General features: G+C 67.1%; 21 protein-coding genes. 13 read left to right on the top strand and 8 right to left on the bottom strand.

Annotation, left to right across the window (positions count from 1 at the left end):
- The first annotated feature begins 58 nt into the window (after positions 1–58).
- The 4 genes from modA to E4S58_RS14520 all read left to right on the top strand — a co-directional run bounded on the left by modA (position 59) and on the right by E4S58_RS14520 (position 3421).
- The gene (gene modA / locus E4S58_RS14505) at positions 59–814 is read left to right on the top strand and encodes a molybdate ABC transporter substrate-binding protein (protein ID WP_136637170.1); all 756 of its coding nucleotides are present in this window, start codon (positions 59–61) and stop codon (positions 812–814) included.
- Complete coding sequence (gene modB, locus E4S58_RS14510) at positions 811–1503, top strand: molybdate ABC transporter permease subunit (protein WP_136637171.1); 693 nt, start codon at positions 811–813, stop codon at positions 1501–1503. Before modA ends, modB begins: the two co-directional genes overlap by 4 nt.
- Positions 1500–2567 carry a molybdenum ABC transporter ATP-binding protein gene (gene modC / locus E4S58_RS14515; RefSeq protein ID WP_136637172.1) on the top strand — a complete coding sequence of 356 codons (1068 nt, stop codon included), beginning with the start codon at positions 1500–1502 and terminating at the stop codon, positions 2565–2567. Before modB ends, modC begins: the two co-directional genes overlap by 4 nt.
- A 101-nt stretch (positions 2568–2668) precedes the next feature.
- Positions 2669–3421 (top strand): tyrosine-protein phosphatase, encoded by a 753-nt coding sequence (locus E4S58_RS14520; RefSeq protein ID WP_136637173.1) that lies wholly within the window; start codon positions 2669–2671, stop codon positions 3419–3421.
- On the opposite strand, the gene E4S58_RS14525 is transcribed toward E4S58_RS14520, so the two are convergent.
- Positions 3418–5373: an AsmA family protein gene (locus tag E4S58_RS14525; protein WP_136637174.1), complete on the bottom strand. Its 1956-nt coding sequence runs from the start codon at positions 5371–5373 to the stop codon at positions 3418–3420. The genes E4S58_RS14520 and E4S58_RS14525 overlap by 4 nt on opposite strands.
- A gap of 135 nt (positions 5374–5508) precedes the next feature.
- Here E4S58_RS14525 and rimO point away from each other — a divergent pair, with 135 nt between their 5' ends.
- On the top strand, positions 5509–6894 hold the full coding sequence (gene rimO / locus E4S58_RS14530) for a 30S ribosomal protein S12 methylthiotransferase RimO (RefSeq protein WP_136637175.1): 1386 nt from the start codon (positions 5509–5511) through the stop codon (positions 6892–6894).
- A 128-nt stretch (positions 6895–7022) separates the two neighbouring features.
- On the opposite strand, the gene E4S58_RS14535 is transcribed toward rimO, so the two are convergent.
- From E4S58_RS14535 to E4S58_RS14545, 3 genes are all read right to left on the bottom strand, one after another.
- The gene (locus E4S58_RS14535) at positions 7023–7277 is read right to left on the bottom strand and encodes a DUF6455 family protein (RefSeq protein WP_136637176.1); all 255 of its coding nucleotides are present in this window, start codon (positions 7275–7277) and stop codon (positions 7023–7025) included.
- 17 nt (positions 7278–7294) lie between these two features.
- A complete protein-coding gene (locus E4S58_RS14540; protein WP_136637177.1) occupies positions 7295–7564 on the bottom strand; it encodes a DUF6455 family protein in 270 nt (89 codons plus the stop codon).
- A gap of 73 nt (positions 7565–7637) precedes the next feature.
- Positions 7638–8345: a M48 family metalloprotease gene (locus E4S58_RS14545; RefSeq protein WP_136637178.1), complete on the bottom strand. Its 708-nt coding sequence runs from the start codon at positions 8343–8345 to the stop codon at positions 7638–7640.
- Positions 8346–8496: 151 nt separating this feature from the next.
- Between E4S58_RS14545 and E4S58_RS14550 the strand changes: the two genes are divergently transcribed.
- Entirely contained in the window at positions 8497–8739 is a 243-nt protein-coding gene (locus E4S58_RS14550) for a hypothetical protein (RefSeq protein ID WP_136637179.1), read from the top strand.
- On the opposite strand, the gene E4S58_RS14555 is transcribed toward E4S58_RS14550, so the two are convergent.
- Positions 8736–9011: a DUF167 domain-containing protein gene (locus E4S58_RS14555; RefSeq protein WP_136637180.1), complete on the bottom strand. Its 276-nt coding sequence runs from the start codon at positions 9009–9011 to the stop codon at positions 8736–8738. The two genes, E4S58_RS14550 and E4S58_RS14555, sit on opposite strands and share 4 nt — an antisense overlap.
- 77 nt (positions 9012–9088) lie before the next feature.
- Here E4S58_RS14555 and E4S58_RS14560 point away from each other — a divergent pair, with 77 nt between their 5' ends.
- From E4S58_RS14560 to E4S58_RS14575, 4 genes are all read left to right on the top strand, one after another.
- A complete protein-coding gene (locus E4S58_RS14560; RefSeq protein ID WP_136637181.1) occupies positions 9089–10195 on the top strand; it encodes a class II histone deacetylase in 1107 nt (368 codons plus the stop codon).
- 90 nt (positions 10196–10285) lie between these two features.
- The gene (locus E4S58_RS14565) at positions 10286–10864 is read left to right on the top strand and encodes a nitroreductase family protein (protein ID WP_136637182.1); all 579 of its coding nucleotides are present in this window, start codon (positions 10286–10288) and stop codon (positions 10862–10864) included.
- Positions 10849–11550: an EI24 domain-containing protein gene (locus tag E4S58_RS14570; RefSeq protein WP_136637183.1), complete on the top strand. Its 702-nt coding sequence runs from the start codon at positions 10849–10851 to the stop codon at positions 11548–11550. Before E4S58_RS14565 ends, E4S58_RS14570 begins: the two co-directional genes overlap by 16 nt.
- Positions 11551–11863: 313 nt before the next feature.
- A complete protein-coding gene (locus E4S58_RS14575) occupies positions 11864–12613 on the top strand; it encodes a VPLPA-CTERM sorting domain-containing protein (protein WP_136637184.1) in 750 nt (249 codons plus the stop codon).
- 39 nt (positions 12614–12652) lie between these two features.
- Here E4S58_RS14575 and E4S58_RS14580 read toward each other — a convergent pair whose 3' ends face one another.
- Together E4S58_RS14580 and mce are read right to left on the bottom strand one after the other, a co-directional pair.
- Positions 12653–12937 (bottom strand): DUF1467 family protein, encoded by a 285-nt coding sequence (locus tag E4S58_RS14580; protein WP_136637185.1) that lies wholly within the window; start codon positions 12935–12937, stop codon positions 12653–12655.
- Complete coding sequence (mce, locus tag E4S58_RS14585) at positions 12937–13341, bottom strand: methylmalonyl-CoA epimerase (RefSeq protein WP_136637186.1); 405 nt, start codon at positions 13339–13341, stop codon at positions 12937–12939. The genes E4S58_RS14580 and mce overlap by 1 nt, the downstream gene beginning before the upstream one ends.
- 146 nt (positions 13342–13487) lie before the next feature.
- Here mce and E4S58_RS14590 point away from each other — a divergent pair, with 146 nt between their 5' ends.
- The 3 genes from E4S58_RS14590 (at position 13488) to E4S58_RS14600 (ending at position 14984) form a co-directional block, all read left to right on the top strand.
- On the top strand, positions 13488–14204 hold the full coding sequence (locus tag E4S58_RS14590; RefSeq protein WP_136637187.1) for a response regulator: 717 nt from the start codon (positions 13488–13490) through the stop codon (positions 14202–14204).
- A gap of 56 nt (positions 14205–14260) precedes the next feature.
- A complete protein-coding gene (locus E4S58_RS14595) occupies positions 14261–14650 on the top strand; it encodes a metallopeptidase family protein (RefSeq protein ID WP_136637188.1) in 390 nt (129 codons plus the stop codon).
- A 124-nt stretch (positions 14651–14774) separates the two neighbouring features.
- Positions 14775–14984, top strand: a complete 210-nt coding sequence (locus E4S58_RS14600; protein ID WP_136637189.1) for a hypothetical protein — start codon at positions 14775–14777, stop codon at positions 14982–14984.
- A gap of 12 nt (positions 14985–14996) precedes the next feature.
- Here the strand turns inward: E4S58_RS14600 and E4S58_RS14605 are convergent, their stop codons facing one another.
- The gene (locus tag E4S58_RS14605; RefSeq protein ID WP_136637190.1) at positions 14997–15482 is read right to left on the bottom strand and encodes a flavodoxin family protein; all 486 of its coding nucleotides are present in this window, start codon (positions 15480–15482) and stop codon (positions 14997–14999) included.
- Positions 15483–15585: the final 103 nt, after the last annotated feature.

The raw sequence follows: 15585 nt of genomic DNA on the forward strand, positions 1-15585 counted from the left end.
GTACAGGGGCCCCGCTTTGCGCTTGAAATCGCGGCGGGGACCGGATCAGATGCGCCCGATGATAAGAATACTTGCCGTTTTTCTGACCCTTATGGCGCTCTCCCTGCCGGCGCAGGCCGAGAGGATCCTGGTCTTTGCCGCCGCCAGCCTGGCCGGTCCCCTGGATGCCGCCGCCGCCGCCTTCGAAGATGAGACGGGCCACGACATCGTGATCTCCTACGCGGGCAGTTCCGCCCTGGCCCGGCAGATCGAAGCCGGGGCCCCCGCGGATGTCTTCCTGTCGGCCAACCAGGGCTGGATGGACCATCTGGCGGCGCTTGGGCATATCCGCAACGACACGCGGCGCGACCTGTGGTCCAACAGCCTCGTGCTGGTGTCCCACGGTGCCGGAGAGGACATCGCCCTGACGCCCGAGCTGGACCTGCCGGGGCTTCTGGCAGGCGGGCGGCTGGCCGTCGCGTTGACCGAAGCGGTTCCGGCCGGCGTCTATGCCCGCGAAGCGCTCGCCTCGCTCGGGCAATGGGACGCAGTGCGCGACAGCCTGGCCGAGGCCGACAATGTCCGCGCGGCGCTGGCGCTGGTGGCCACAGGCGCGGCGCAATGGGGCATCGTCTATGCCACGGACGCGGCCGCCGAGCCGCAGGTGCACCTGCGCGGGACCTTTCCCGAAGGCAGCCACAGCCCGATCACCTATCCCGGCGCGCTGATCGCCTTTGCCCGCCCCGAGGCACAGGATTTCCTGACCTTCCTTGCAACGCCCCCGGCGCAAGAGATCTTCGCGGCGGCCGGGTTCGGCGCCGTGCCGACCCCGTGACGGGCTGGCTGGGACCGCAGGAATGGGCGGCCGTGGCGCTGTCGCTGAAGGTCGCGGTCTGGGCCACCCTCTTGTCGCTGCCCCCCGGCATCCTCGTGGCCATGGCGCTGGCCCGCGGGCGGTTCTGGGGGCGGGGCGTGTTGAACGTGCTGGTCCACCTGCCGCTGGTGATGCCGCCGGTGGTCGTGGGCTACCTTCTGTTGCTGACCTTATCACCGGTCGCGCCGCTAGGGCAGGCGCTGGCCTCGCTCGGGGTGGTCTTTGCCTTCCGCTGGACCGGGGCGGCGCTTGCGGCGGCGGTCATGGGCTTTCCGCTGATGGTCCGGGCGATCCGGCTCGCGATCGACGCGGTCGATCCGAGGCTCGAGGACGCGGCCGCCACGCTTGGGGCGTCGCGCCTGCGGGTCTTCCTGACCGTGACCCTGCCGCTGATCCTGCCGGGCGTACTGGCGGGGGCGGTGCTGGCCTTCGCCAAGGCCATGGGCGAATTTGGCGCCACGATCACCTTCGTGTCGAATATCCCGGGTGAAACCCGCACTCTGCCCTCGGCGATCTATGCCTTTCTGCAGCAGCCGGGCGGGGATGGTGCGGCGCTGCGGCTTGTCATCGTGTCGATCGTGGTGGCCACGGTGGCGCTGGTCGCGTCCGAGGCGCTGGCGCGACGGATGGCACGGCGGGTGGGCTCATGAGCCTGTCGGTCACCCTTCGCCACCGGCTGGGCACGCTGGATCTTGACGTCGCCTTCGAGGCTCCGGGCGGGGTCACGGCCCTGTTCGGGCGGTCGGGCGCGGGCAAGACAAGCGTGGTGAACGCCGTCGCGGGGCTGCTGCAGCCGGATAGCGGAAGCATCGTTCTGAACGGAAAAAGCCTGCTATCCCAAGGCGGAACATCCGTTCCGAAACATCGGCGCAGGATCGGCTATGTCTTTCAGGATGCGCGCCTTTTTCCGCATCTCTCGGTGCGCGGCAATCTTCTATATGGCGCGCGAAACGACCATGGGTTGCAACGGGTCACCGACCTTCTCGGAATAGGTGATCTGCTTCGCCGCCGCCCCCGCGCGCTGTCGGGGGGTGAGGCACAGCGCGTCGCGATCGGCCGCGCGCTTCTGTCGGAGCCCGAGCTTCTGATCATGGACGAACCGCTGGCCGCGCTGGATGCGGCGCGCAAGGCCGAGATCCTGCCCTACCTCGAACGGCTCCGCGATGAGGCCGGTCTGCCGATCCTCTTTGTCTCGCACTCGGTCGAGGAGGTCGCCCGCCTCGCCACGACGCTCGTCCTGATGGACCGGGGCCGGGTGGTCCGCACAGGTCCCGCCGCCGATCTCCTGGCCGATCCCACCCTGGCCCCGATCTTCGGCCCCCGCATGGCCGGGGCTGTGCTGCCCGGGCGGATCGCGGCACAGCATGACGACGGGCTGACGGAAATCGCGGTCTCGGGCGGGCGGCTCTTCCTTCCCGCGACGGCGGGCGCACCGGGCGATCCGCTGCGCGTCCGCATCGCGGCGCAGGACGTGATGCTGGCGCTCGACCGGCCTGAGAATGTCTCGGCGCTCAATATCCTGTCCGCCACGGTGACCGAGGTGCAGCCGGGCCAGGGCCCCGGCGTCATGGTCCAGCTGCGCGCGGGCGATGACCTTCTGCTGGCCCGGATCACGCGCCGGTCCGCCGATGCCCTTGGCCTGCGACCCGGAACGCCCTGCTTTGCCGTTCTGAAATCCGTCGCGGTCGCGCAGGGCGCGGTCGGGCGCGGCTGATCCTTCATCTTGCCCGAAATACTCCCGCCGGAGGCATCCCCGCGGGGCCGCCTTGCCATCCGGGGCGAAACCCGTACCTTGCCGCGCAAGGAGGATCCCCCATGAGCGTCATTCTGGAAACCCAGGCCCTGCCGTACCCCGGCGTCCACAACATCCGCTGTCTCGGTGGATACGAGACCGAGACCGGCAGCCGGACCCGCGAAGGCGCGGTCTGGCGGGGCTGTGCGCTGACCGGAATAGACAGCGAACACCACGAGGATCTGCTGTCGCGGGGACTAGCCACCGTGATCGACCTGCGTCGCGCAGATGAGATCGCCAATGATCCCAATCCTCTGGCCGACGATCCTCGGGTGATCTACGTCAATATCCCGCTGTTTGACGGGCTGGCGCCGCTGGACCGGATGGCCGAAGAGGCCGAAGGCGGGTTCAACATGGGGATCCGCTATGTCCGGGCGCTGGATGAATGCCAGGGCAATTTCTTCAAGGTGTTTCGCACCGTGGCGGCGGCGGGGCCGGGCGGGGTCTATTTCCACTGCACCGCCGGGAAGGACCGCACCGGTCTGATCGCCGCGCTGCTTCTGTCGAACGCCGGCGTGCCGCGCGACGTGGTCGTGGCCGAATACGCTTTGACCGCGCGGCTGGGATCGGCGCTGATGGACCGCCTGCGGGTGGCGATCCAGGCGCGGGGCCAGACGCCGGAACGCACCGACCAGATCCTCGCCAGTGCGCCGGAAACCATGCGGGCCGTGCTGGAATACCTCGACACGTCCTATGGTGGCCCGGTGGCCTATCTGGATCGGATCGGCATCGACGCGGGGATGCGGGCGCAGCTTGCGGCGCGGATGACCGGCTAGCGGCTCAGCAGCTTCAGAAGGCCCTTCTTGGCCTCTTCCTCAAGCGTGCGTTTCAGCGCGTCTTCGGTGCTTTCGCCGTCCTGCTGTTCGATGCCAAGCTTGCGGGCGACCTCGTCCCGGACCTTCTGTTCGACCTTCGACTTTTCCTCCTGAGCATTGAGCTGGATGGCTTTTTCAACGTCGACGGTGATCTTCGGGTTGGCCCAGGCGCCCCGGATGCGGACCGGGATCGCCAGGCCGCGCCCGTCGCGGGCCTGCAGGCTGACCGGCGTGAAAAGATAGTCGATCTGCTGCTGGCCCAGCCCGACGGTGCCGGTGCCGCGCGCCTCGATCCCGGCCAGCCGCATCAGCAGGTCGTCATTGCGCAGCACGCCCTTGTCCATCGTGAAGGTGGCATTGGTCGCGTCGAAGATCGTGGTGCCGCCGGTCGGATCGCCGCCCCGGAACAGCCGGTCCAGGTCGATCCCTTCGATCGTGCCGCGCCCGGTGTCGACGCCGCCCGACCCGGACAGCGAATTCATGATCGCCGCCACGCTTTGCCCGACGCCCAGGAACTTCACCCTGGCCGAGGCCGCGCCGGTGAAGCGGGTGATCCCGGCAAGATCGCTCAGCAGGCTCTGCAGGGCGATGTCGCTGGCCTGCAGGTCGCCGCCGACGGACAGGCCGTTGCGGTTGTTGGCGACGAATTCGCCGGTCAGGTTGCCGCCGAAGGCGCGCACTTCGCGCAGGGTCGCGACGGCGCGGGAATTGTCGATGGTGACGACCGCGCGGGTGGCCCCAAGGTCGATCGCCCCCAGGTCGACCGACGCCGCCGTCACCGAGATCTCTCCGTCCAGCCGCCCGAGGGCAGAGGCGTCGATCGGTGCAGTCGACCAGCCGGTTTCCGGCGTGCCGCCCGCAGGCGCTTCGCCTGTGCCGCCGGTCAGCCCGGTCAGATCCAGCGCCTCGGCCAGGATCTGGGCCCTGATTTTGGGACGTGCGCCGCGCAGGGTGACATCGGCCTCAAGCGCGGCGCGGTTGGTGCCGGACCGCAGGCCCGCCTTGCGCAGCGACAGCAGCGTACCCTCGCGGGTCATGGTCAGCTCGCCCTGGGCCTCAAGATCGCGGCCCAGACCCTTGGGCAGATCCAGGCGTGACAGGCCAAGCGCCTCGGTCAGGGTGGCGGTGTCGGCGACATCCAGCGTCAGCTGTCCCTGCGCCTCGGGCGCGACCGAGGCGCGGCCGACGAACCGCGCCTCGCCGCCCGGCGCACTCAGGCTGAGGTCGAGGTCCGTGATCTTCGCCCCGGCAAGTGCCTGCGGATCGGCGACGGTGCCAGACAGGCGGACCGGGTCACCGTTCGGCCGCAGGGTCAGATCGACGCGCGCGGGGCCGCCCGCATCGGGCCAGGCCAGGGTCAGGTCGATGCCGCGCTGGCTGATCTCGGTGCCGGTGCTGCGGTCGGTGAAATAGATCGAGGCATTCGTGATCTCCGCCAGATCCAGCGTGAAGGCGGGCAGGGGTTTGGCGGGTGCGGTGGTCTGCACCGGAGCGTCGGCGACAGCAGGCGCGGGGGGGGCGGGCTTGGCCGCGGCCAGTTCCCAGTTTCCAAGCCCCTCGGCATTGCGTTCCAGCAGGATCTCGGGGTTTGCGGCCCGCAGCGCGCGGATCTTGATCTGGCGGTCGATCAGGGCGGCGGCATCGACGCCGATCGTCACCTCTTCGGCCTGGAACATCGGCCCGTTCTGCGACCAGGGCGCATTGGCGATCTTCAACGCCCCCACGGTCACGCCCAGTTCAGGCCAAAGCGTCACCTTGGCGCCCCCGGCGATCTGCACGTCGCGGCCGGTGCGGCGGGTCAGTTCATCTGCGGCGATCCGGGCAATCTGGTCTCCGGGCACGAAGAACAGGCCGACGCCGACAAGCAGGACAAAGACGATGACCGCACCGATCAGAAGCCGAATAAGCCGCATGTGGTTTCCCCGTATCAAGCCGCTGGCACAGTATCACGCACCCCCCCGGTCACAAGTCCAGTCGCGGGCCTCGTCACAAGTCCGGGACGCGGCAGGACAGTTGCAAAACGCGGCCAAGGGCGTATAGGCGGCTCTATGTCCCAGAATCCACCAAACCTCCGCCCCGACCTTGCGCCCGCGCCCCGCTTTGACGAGGCACGAAGGGAAGGTCAGCCGTCGATCGGCATGGTGTCTCTCGGGTGTCCGAAGGCGCTTGTCGACAGCGAACGCATCCTGACGCGGCTGCGGGCCGAAGGCTATGCGATTTCGCCCGATTATGCGGGGGCGGACGCGGTGATCGTGAACACCTGTGGCTTCCTGGACAGCGCCAAGGCCGAAAGCCTGGGCGCGATCGGCGAGGCGCTGAAGGAAAACGGCAAGGTCATCGTGACCGGCTGTCTCGGGGCCGAGCCCGAATACATCACCGGCGTGCACCCCAAGGTGCTGGCCGTGACCGGGCCGCATCAGTACGAACAGGTGCTGGACGCGGTGCATGGGGCCGTGCCGCCCGCGCCCGATCCGTTCATCGACCTGCTGCCCGCCAGCGCCGTCAGCCTGACGCCGCGCCACTTCAGCTATCTGAAGATCTCCGAGGGCTGCAATCACAAGTGCAAGTTCTGCATCATCCCCGACATGCGCGGGCGCCTGTCCTCGCGCCCCGTGCACGCCGTGCTGCGCGAGGCCGAGAAACTGGTCGAGGCCGGGGTGCGCGAACTGCTGGTGATCTCACAGGATACCTCGGCCTACGGGGTGGACCGCAAGCACGACACCAGCCCCTGGAAGGACCGCGAGGTGCGGGCCCATGTGACCGACCTTGCGCGCGAGTTGGGGCAGCTGGGTGCCTGGGTGCGGTTGCACTATGTCTATCCATATCCGCACGTAAAAGACCTGATCCCCCTCATGAATGACGGGGGTATTTTACCATATCTCGACATTCCGTTCCAACACGCCCATCCCGACACCCTGCGCCGGATGGCCCGTCCGGCGGCGGCGGAAAAGACGCTGGACCGGATCGCCGAATGGCGTGACATCTGCCCCGACATCACCCTGCGCTCGACCTTCATCGTCGGCTACCCCGGCGAGACGGAGGCGGAATTCCAGACGCTTCTGGATTGGCTGGACGAAGCGCAGCTGGATCGCGTCGGCTGCTTCCAGTACGAAAACGTCGCCGGGGCCCGGTCGAACGATCTGCCCGATCACGTGGATCCCGAGGTCAAGCAGGACCGTTGGGACCGCTTCATGGAAAAGGCGCAGGCCATTTCCGAGGCCAAGCTGGCCGCCAAGGTGGGCACCCTTCAGCAGGTCATCGTGGACGAGATCGACGAAGACGGCATCGCCACATGCCGGACCAAGGCCGATGCGCCCGAGATCGACGGAAATCTCTTCATCGACGAAGTCACCGAAGGCCTTGCGCCCGGGGATTTCGTGACGGTCGAGGTGGACGAGGCCAGCGAATACGATCTCTGGGGGCGTCGAGTCTGACACCCGCTGATGTTTGACGCCGGTACATCGTCCCCTCGGCGATGCACCGGCGTCGGACCGGTCCCGGATCTGACCCTGCAGCGGCATTCCCCCGAACGGCTGCGGGTCTCCGGGCCGGTATCCCGGGTTCAGGCGTCCCGCAGGGTGGCCAGCAGGTGCCGGTTGCGGCAGAAGGCGGGGGCATCTGCGGCTGTGGCGTGATCGGCCTGCCAGCCTCGGCAGGCGTCCCCGGCCTTGCACCCGGCACAGGTCAGCACGGCGGTCCGGTAATCGCCCGCCCGCTGCGGATCGCGACCGATCCAGTCGGCAAAATCCACGCCCATCCGTTGGGCCATGCCCTGCATCAGCGGTTCCTGACTGGCGAGTCGGTCGAAAAATCCCATGGTTCTGTCCTTCGTGATCAGGCGCCCTGACGGCCAAGCCGGTCAAAGGTCGCGCGGTTGCGGCAATAATCGGGGGCAGGGGCCACGCCGTCGGCCAGCTCAAGCGTCGACAGACGCGCGCTGCAGGCGCCGGGGCCGGCGCAGCCGCGACAGTTGGTGACCATCGTGGCCCAGCTATCGCTGGTCAGCGTGCCATCCTGCATCGCGGCGCCAAGATCGGTCTTTGTCGCGCGGGCCATGCGCCGCACGAGGTCCAGGTGGTCAGTGATGGGGCCCAGGGGGGACATGGTGGCTCCTGCGGTTGTTCACCAGCAGGTCTAGCGGGCGACAGGCCCGGCCACCTTGATCCGGATCAAATGGTCAGCGCAGCGCGGCGCGGACGGCCTCGACCCGGTTGGAGTTCGGCGGATGGGTGCCGAGGAACCGGTTGCCCGGATCGGGCGAGCGTTCGAAATAGCGCGCGCCGTTGATGGCATCGAAACCGGCGGCGCGGGCGATCCGGGCACCTCGGGCATCGGCCTCAAGCTCGTAATCCTTGGCATAGGCGCGCGACCCCAGGACCGCGCCGAAGCGGGCGGCGGATTCGACGGCAGACCCGGACACGCCGGTTCTGGCGGCAGCCGTGGCGAAGATCAGGGCGCTGGCCCGGGTGGCTTCCTGCCGTCGATCAAGGTGGCGCGCGATGTGGTGCGCGGCCTCATGGGCCAGCACAAAGGCCATTTCGTCATCGTTGCGCACGTAGGTGATCATCGGGACGGTGACGATCAACAGCGGGCGGCCACTGTCATCGCGCATCTGGAAGGCGTTGATCGGTGCATCCGGGCTGTCGTCGACGAGGATCAGGAAATCGCAGTTCAGATCCCCGGCCTCGCGGCGACAGGCGGCTTCGGCGGCGGGTTCGATGCGTTCGGCGACGCGGACGAACCGGTCGGCGGCAGCGGCAGCGGTCGGGGGCACCTGTGCCGCGCTGCTTTGCGTGGTCGGGGCGATGGTGGTGGGCATCGGCACGTCGCAGGCCGCAAGGGCCAGCAGGGCAGGCAGAAGGATGGTCCGAAGTGTCGTGGTCATGCGCATGATCTGCCCCCTTGTCCCTGACCTAGCGGCTTTTTCGCCCCCTGCGCAAGCAGGCATGGCGGTCATGCCGCGAAGTTCAGCAAGAGTTCATCGCCCGGCCCCCGATCGCTTGCGCCGCCCGGCCTTCGCGCTCTAGGCTCGGCCCATGTTCACCATCGAGCACGAATTTGATTCCACCCTCATCACCCTTGTCGACGACGGGGGCGCACCGCTTCAGGAAGACGTTGTCATCAACGCCTTCGAAGAATGCGTCACGGTCGAACAATACGACGCGCGGCTGGATGTGACGCAGAAGATCACCCTGTCGATGGCGCAGCTGCGCGACCTGGCGGCGGCGATGAACCTGCCCGAGGGCAGCTATACGCTGGTCCCATCCAAGACCGACTAATCCGCGATCCGAAAAGTCTTGTCACGGCTGGTCTGGCCCCGGATCAGGGTGAGGCTGGTCTTTGGCACGCCCAGGGCCTTGGCCAGCATCCGCGCCACCGCCGCATTGGCGCGCCCATCCTCGGGCGGGGTGGTGGTGTAGACGCGGATCTCGTCGCCCTCCCGGGTGATGCGGTTGCGGGCCGCGCGGGGCGTGACCCGCAGCGTGATCTCGGCACCCGGACGGGCCAGGTCGCCAAGATCGGGCAGGTCGCGGGACGGATCGCGGGGCATGACGGTCTTTCGCGGGTGGCTTGCAGTGCGGGGCGGGGCGGGCCAAAGTCCGGCAAGGGAACGAAGGAGGATCGCCCATGTCAACCGGCTTCTACTGGGACGAACGCTGCTTTTGGCACGCGGGCGGGAACTATGCGCTGACCATGCCGCTTGGCGGTCTGGTGCAGCCGCTGGCCGCGGGCGGATTGCCGGAAAGTCCTGAAACGAAGCGCCGGTTGCGCAACCTGATGGAGGTCACCGGGATCACCAAAGACCTGGTCATGACCTCGGCCAAACCGGCCAGCCGGGACGATCTGTTGCGGGTGCACCCGGCCTCGTATCTCGATGAATTCAAGGCGCTGTCGGATGCGGGTGGCGGGGAACTTGGCCTGCGCACCCCTTTTGCCAAGGACGGGTACGAGATCGCCGCGCTGTCGGCGGGGCTGGCCACGCAGGCCCTGCTGGACGTCATGGCGGGCAATGTCGACAACGCCTATGCCCTGTCGCGTCCGCCGGGGCACCATTGCCTGCCCGACTGGCCCAACGGCTTCTGCCTGCTGGCCAATATCGCCATCGCCATCGAATCCGCGAAGGCCAAGGGGCTGGCGGGCCGGGTCGCGGTGGTCGACTGGGACGTGCACCACGGCAATGGCACGGAACACATCTACTATGACCGCGACGATGTGCTGACGATCTCGATCCACCAGGAACACAACTATCCGCTGGACACCGGTAGCGCCACGGCCCGCGGCAAGGGCAAGGGCGACGGCTACAACATGAACATCCCGCTGCCGCCGGGCGTCGGCCATGTCGGCTATCTCGAGGCGATGGACCGGATCGTGCTGCCCGCGCTCGACCGGTACGAGCCCGACGTGATCATCGTCGCCTGCGGTTTCGATGCGGGCATTTTCGACCCGATCGCCCGGATGCTCTGCACCGCCGAGACGTTCGGAGAGATGACCGCCCGGGTCAAACGTGCGGCCGAACGGCTGTGCGACGGTCGGCTTCTCCTGGTGCACGAGGGCGGCTATTCCGAGGCCTACGTGCCCTTCTGCGGTCACCGCGTGCTTGAGGTGCTGTCGGGCTCGGACTGCATTGCCGAGGACCCGATGGCGGCCACGGTCGCGGCCCGCCAGCCCAATCCGCAGGTCGATGCCTTCTACAGCGGGCTGATCGGAGGGATGGCGGAATATTTCGCGAAGTGAGGCGGTTGAACGGGCTGCACAGGCGGGTTTGGCAGGCCTTGACCCGGGGGGTGTCAGGGCCGACATAAGCCAAAGCAAACCGGAGATCCCATGCCCGAAAAGAACCAGGCCGCCCTCGACTTTCTTGCCACCCGCCGGTCGCATTCGCCCAAGGTCCTGACCGCCCCCGTGCCCGACCGGGCCGAGGTCGAGGAGCTTCTGACCTATGCTGCACGCTCGCCCGATCATGGCGCGCTGACGCCCTGGCGGTTCATCGTCGTGGAAAAGCCCGCGATGGCGCGGCTGGCCGATCTGGCCGAGGCCCGGGCGCGGGCGCTTGGCAAGGACGACGAGGGCATCGCCAAGGGGCGCGGCCAGTTCGATCGCGGCAACCTGGCCGTGGTGATCGTCGAACGCCCCGTCGCGGCGGAAAAGGTGCCCTACCGGGAACAGACGCTGTCGGCGGGGGCGGTCTGCCTCGGCCTCGTCAATGCCGCGCTGGCCTCGGGCTGGGGGGCGGGCTGGGTGTCCGGCTGGATTTCCTTTGATCGTGGATTTGTCGAGGACGGGCTGGGCCTTGGTGCCGATGAAACCGTTGCGGGCATCGTCCACATCGGATCCTTCGCCACCGCGCCCACGGAACGCCCCCGGCCCCAGGTGACGGAGCTGACGACGTGGCTCTCGGCGTAATCCTGTCGTCGTTCTTCGCGGCGCTCGGCCAGCTGGGCGATCCCCGGTTCCGCCGGGTGCTGTTGCTGGGGCTTGTGCTGACGGTGGCGCTGCTGGTCGCGGTCACCGCCGCCTTCCTTGGCTTTCTGCAATGGAGCGTCGGCGAAGAGGCGACCCTGCCGCTGATCGGTCAGGTGACCTGGCTGAAGGACCTGCTGACCTGGTCCTCGGTCGGGGTGATGCTGATCCTGTCGGTCTTCCTGATGGTTCCTGTCGCCTCGGCGATCACCTCGATGTTCCTTGAAGACGTGGCCGACGCGGTCGAGGCGGTGCATTATCCAGCCCTGCCGCCGGCCCCGAAAACACCGTTTCTGGAAGCCGTGGTCGACACCATCAGCTTTCTGGGGGTGATCATCGTTGCCAACCTTCTGGCGCTGATCCTCTATGCCTTCTTCGCGCCGCTGGCGCTGTTCATCTTCTGGGGGATGAACGGGTTTCTGCTGGGGCGTGAGTACTTTACCCTGGCGGCGATGCGCCGCGTGGGGCGCGAAAAGGCGAAAGAGCTGCGGCAGCGGCACATGCTGACCATCTGGATCGCGGGCGTTCTGATGGCGATGCCGCTGTCGGTGCCTCTGGTCAACCTGCTGATCCCGATCATCGGCGCGGCGACCTTTACCCACATCTTCCACCGGCTGGAGCGACGGTAGGCAGACGGGGGGGGCTCTGCCCCCCTCGGCGCTGACGCGCCGCCCCCCGAGGTATTTGGGACCAGAAGAAGCTCGGGGATTCAGGCGGGTGGTGCCGGATTCGGCTGGCCCCCGCGCGGTCCGGCCGGGCGGACCGGATCCCGGCGGATTGGAAACAATGGCCGGGCGTCCGGTCCAATTCTGGTCGGGCAGGAAACAATGTGCCCGAAATGCCGTCAAAATCCTTCCGTTACGTCAACCTCTCACTTGCCCCACTGGATGTTTCGGGTGACATTCTGCCGATGTATCGCGCCAATTTCGAAGGAATGTACTGATGACTTTCCTCTGCCGCACGGCCTCGGCCGCAGCCATTCTGATCGCCGCAGCCACGTCGGCATACGCGGGGACCATCAACCGGACGGGAACTGGCCTCCTGACGGAAACCGGAGTGTCCTTCCCCAACCAGGCGCCGACCAGCGTCGGCTCATCGCTCTTCTTCGACACCGGGACGGTCGTGAATCCGATCCTGATACGTTGGGACCTGCTGGACGCCGGTTCAATTGCCGTCGGCGACGCGACCCAGACGGTCAGCGCGACGCTGAACGTCACGCGCACGAGCGACGACTTCGATTTCTCCATCGGCCTGTGGGACGGTCTGAACTACGTCTCGATCCTACCCCATGTCGACGGCTTTGCGACCTTTTCCAACTATGATGCCACCTCGGACGGGTCGGTCCAGATGCAGACCTTGGTCAATCTTGGCAACAATCCTCAGACTTCCATCGGCGGGTCCTTCGACTTTACCGTCAACTGGACGCTGGCCGACGGAGCGACGGAGATCGCGCTCGACATTCTCGGTAACAGCTATTCCGGGTCGACCACGAACCCGTTTGACCGGACCAATGCGCTGTCGCTGCTGATCGCCAAGCAGACCTTGGGTGAGACGTTCCAGGTCAACGCGATCTCGGTCACCGCTCCGGACTTTGGGTCAGAGACGACCGTGGTGCCGCTGCCGGCGACCCTTCCGCTGATTCTTGCGGCTCTTGGCGGGCTTGGCTTCGTTGCGCGGCGTCGTCGCGCCTGACGCAGCATCCGGCTCCGTCGGTTCGGGGCCGGAGCGAGTTCAGTTGTCGGGATAGGCGTCTTCCATGCGGTTGAACCAGTCCAGATCCTGGACCGTGATCCAGCCCGACAGGATGATGCCTGCGATGATGACGAAAAGCACGACCGAGATCCCGGTCGTGATCCAGAGCTTTGCTTTCAGGTGATGGACCTCGGGCGCGCCGGACTGGGTGCCGGGGGTGACCTTGCCCAGGTCCTGCTGCGTCTTGAGCCGGATCGGCGCGATCACGAGCAGGGTCATGAACCAGATCACTGCGAAGAGGACGAGGGCGGAGGTCGGTCCCATCAGACCTGCTCCAGTTCCACGAGGCAGCCGTTGAAGTCCTTGGGGTGCAGGAACAGCACCGGCTTGCCATGAGCGCCGATCTTGGGATTGCCATCGCCCAGCACCCGCGCGCCGGTGGATTTCAGGTGGTCGCGGGCGGCGATGATGTCGTCGACCTCGTAGCAGACATGGTGGATGCCGCCCGAGGGGTTCTTGTCGAGAAACCCCTGGATCGGAGAGTTTTCGCCCAAGGGATAGAGCAGTTCGATCTTGGTGTTGGGCAGTTCGATGAAGATCACGGTGACGCCGTGATCGGGTTCGTCCTGCGGGTCACCGACCTTGGCGCCAAGGGCGTTGCGGTACTGGTCGGCGGCGGCGGTCAGGTCCGGGACGGCGATGGCGACGTGGTTCAGGCGGCCGATCATGGCAGGTCTCCTTCAGGTTTTGGCGATTTATGCGTCGCGGGGGCGGATCGCGCAAGCGTGGCAGGGCGACGCGGTCCGTTAACGACCTTTTGAGATTCGCGGCGGTAGAGTTGGTCGCAAGGGCTCATTCCAGAAAGGAGACCGGGATGGACGACAAGGATTATCTGCCACGCGATCACGTACCCACGGCCACGCGGCCGCTTCTTGGGATGACGATCCTGGTGGTCGAAGACAGCCGATACGCCAGCGAAGCGGTGCGCCTGATGTGCATCCGGTCCGGCGCGCGGATCCGGCGCGCGGATTGCCTGGCCTCGGCGCGGCGCCATCTGCAGGTCTATCGCCCGACGGTCCTGATCGTCGACGTCGGCCTGCCGGACGGATCCGGGCTGGATCTTATCCGTGAGATGGACGGGGCAACGCCGCGGGTCGATGTGCTGATCGCAACCTCGGGCGACGAGGATTGGGAAGCGGCTGCGATTGATGCCGGGGCCGACGGGTTCCTGGCGAAACCGGTGCGCAAGATGGCCGCCTTCCAGGCCGAAATCCTGCGCCATGTCCCCGAAGAGAGGCGCCCGTCCGGGCCACGCGTGGTCGATCCCGACGAGGTGTCGCCGGATGCCGTGGCCTATCGCGATGACATGGCGGCGGTGGCCGATACGCTTGGCAAGCCTGCCGACAGCGCAACCGTCGGCTACGTCACCCAGTTCCTGAGCGGGGTCGCCCGCGCGGCCCGGGACGATGTGCTGCTGGATGCCGTGGATGCGCTGCGGGCCGATCAGGCGCAGGGGGCATCGGTCGATGCGGGCATCCAGCGGGTCGCCGGGCTGGTGCAGGACCGGATCGGGATGCGCGTGTCGATCTGACATCCGCCACAGGTACGGGGCTTGCCGGGACAGGTCGGCAAGTCCATATCCGGCGGATGACCGATCCGACGCTAAACGATTTTGCCCGCGTGGCGCGACAGGCGATCACGCAGCTGCCCGAGGCGTTTCGCGCCCATGCCGAGGCCGTCCGGCTGTGCGTGGCCGAACTGCCCGAGACCGAGATGCTGGATGGGCTGGGGATCGGTGACCCGCTTGACCTGACCGGACTGTACGAGGGGGTGCCGCTTACCGAAAAGCACCTGTGGGACGCGGGCGGAGAGCCGGACACCGTCTGGATTTTCCGCGCCCCCATTCTGGCCGAATGGCGCGACCGTGGCGATGTGGAGCTGGACGACCTGATCGCCCATGTCGTGGTCCACGAGTTCGCGCACCATTTCGGATGGTCGGACGAGGATATCGCCCGGATCGATCGGTGGTGGGAATAACCCCATAGGCCCGGTCGGGGTGGAGGCGGTTCGATGTGAGAGTGCCGCTGGATATTCCTGATGGCTTACGGCGTATGTTTTAGCTGGATCGGCCGCATATCAACGGTCTGACGGTCTGACGGTCGTGTCGGGCCTGACGGTCGAGCCGGGCCTGACGGTCGTGCCCAATGTGACGGTTGTACCCAGTCTGACAGTTGTGTTCGCCCTGACGGTTGTGTCCGGTCTGGCGGTTGTGTTCGCTCTAACGGATGTGCCCGCTATGACGATTTTGCCCGATCTGACGGTCGAACCCGGTCTGATGGTCGTATCCGGTCTGGCGGTCGTACCCGTCTAACGCCGTGCCCGGTCAGAACGCGCCCATGGCCAGACCCGCGCCAAGCGCGGCTCCCAGCTCCCTGCATCGTTCAAGATCGGCGTCGGGGATCACCTTTTCCGCCAAAATCGCCTCGGGCGTCTGGGCGTGGGTGCAGATGATCAGCGGCGGCTGGACCTCGCGCAGGCGCCATCCCTTGGCGATGCGGGCAGTCTGGCGGGCGGCGTTGTCGCCATCCGACCCGGCACAGACCATCTGGGCATAGGGTCGGCCCTCGATCCGGCCCAGCACCGGGTAATAGCTGCGGTCGTAGAAATCCTTCATGACGCCTGCGATCGCGGCCAGGTTTTCCGGCGCGGCAAAGAGGTACCCGTCATGCGCCAGAAGGTCGTCCGGCCCGGCCTCGGCGGCGGTCAGCAAGGTCGTCTCGACCTCGGCGCGCGCGGCGTGACAGGCGGCCTCGGCCATCTGGCGGGTGCCCTGGGTGCGGGAATGATAGACGATCAGCAGGCGCGGCATGGGCGGACCCTAGCCGGTCCTGTTCCCCGTGTCAGCGGGTATCGCTTGGCGAGTCACCCCGGACCCGCCATGATCGTGCCGGGCGCGTATCCGCCCCCAGAAC

Origin of the sequence: Pseudooceanicola onchidii (assembly GCF_004959925.1) — a bacterium.
In the GTDB taxonomy this organism is placed as follows: domain Bacteria; phylum Pseudomonadota; class Alphaproteobacteria; order Rhodobacterales; family Rhodobacteraceae; genus Pseudooceanicola; species Pseudooceanicola onchidii.

Bases quoted from the DNA above. Each gene is read 5' to 3' on its own strand.
- modA (WP_136637170.1), top strand. From the start codon at position 59: ATGATAAGAATACTTGCCGTTTTTCTGACCCTTATGGCGCTCTCCCTG.
- modC (WP_136637172.1), top strand. From the start codon at position 1,500: ATGAGCCTGTCGGTCACCCTTCGCCACCGGCTGGGCACGCTGGATCTT.
- E4S58_RS14520 (WP_136637173.1), top strand. From the start codon at position 2,669: ATGAGCGTCATTCTGGAAACCCAGGCCCTGCCGTACCCCGGCGTCCAC.
- E4S58_RS14525 (WP_136637174.1), bottom strand. From the start codon at position 5,373: ATGCGGCTTATTCGGCTTCTGATCGGTGCGGTCATCGTCTTTGTCCTG.
- rimO (WP_136637175.1), top strand. From the start codon at position 5,509: ATGTCCCAGAATCCACCAAACCTCCGCCCCGACCTTGCGCCCGCGCCC.
- E4S58_RS14535 (WP_136637176.1), bottom strand. From the start codon at position 7,277: ATGGGATTTTTCGACCGACTCGCCAGTCAGGAACCGCTGATGCAGGGC.
- E4S58_RS14540 (WP_136637177.1), bottom strand. From the start codon at position 7,564: ATGTCCCCCCTGGGCCCCATCACTGACCACCTGGACCTCGTGCGGCGC.
- E4S58_RS14545 (WP_136637178.1), bottom strand. From the start codon at position 8,345: ATGACCACGACACTTCGGACCATCCTTCTGCCTGCCCTGCTGGCCCTT.
- E4S58_RS14550 (WP_136637179.1), top strand. From the start codon at position 8,497: ATGTTCACCATCGAGCACGAATTTGATTCCACCCTCATCACCCTTGTC.
- E4S58_RS14555 (WP_136637180.1), bottom strand. From the start codon at position 9,011: ATGCCCCGCGATCCGTCCCGCGACCTGCCCGATCTTGGCGACCTGGCC.
- E4S58_RS14560 (WP_136637181.1), top strand. From the start codon at position 9,089: ATGTCAACCGGCTTCTACTGGGACGAACGCTGCTTTTGGCACGCGGGC.
- E4S58_RS14565 (WP_136637182.1), top strand. From the start codon at position 10,286: ATGCCCGAAAAGAACCAGGCCGCCCTCGACTTTCTTGCCACCCGCCGG.
- E4S58_RS14575 (WP_136637184.1), top strand. From the start codon at position 11,864: ATGACTTTCCTCTGCCGCACGGCCTCGGCCGCAGCCATTCTGATCGCC.
- E4S58_RS14580 (WP_136637185.1), bottom strand. From the start codon at position 12,937: ATGGGACCGACCTCCGCCCTCGTCCTCTTCGCAGTGATCTGGTTCATG.
- mce (WP_136637186.1), bottom strand. From the start codon at position 13,341: ATGATCGGCCGCCTGAACCACGTCGCCATCGCCGTCCCGGACCTGACC.
- E4S58_RS14590 (WP_136637187.1), top strand. From the start codon at position 13,488: ATGGACGACAAGGATTATCTGCCACGCGATCACGTACCCACGGCCACG.
- E4S58_RS14595 (WP_136637188.1), top strand. From the start codon at position 14,261: ATGACCGATCCGACGCTAAACGATTTTGCCCGCGTGGCGCGACAGGCG.
- E4S58_RS14605 (WP_136637190.1), bottom strand. From the start codon at position 15,482: ATGCCGCGCCTGCTGATCGTCTATCATTCCCGCACCCAGGGCACCCGC.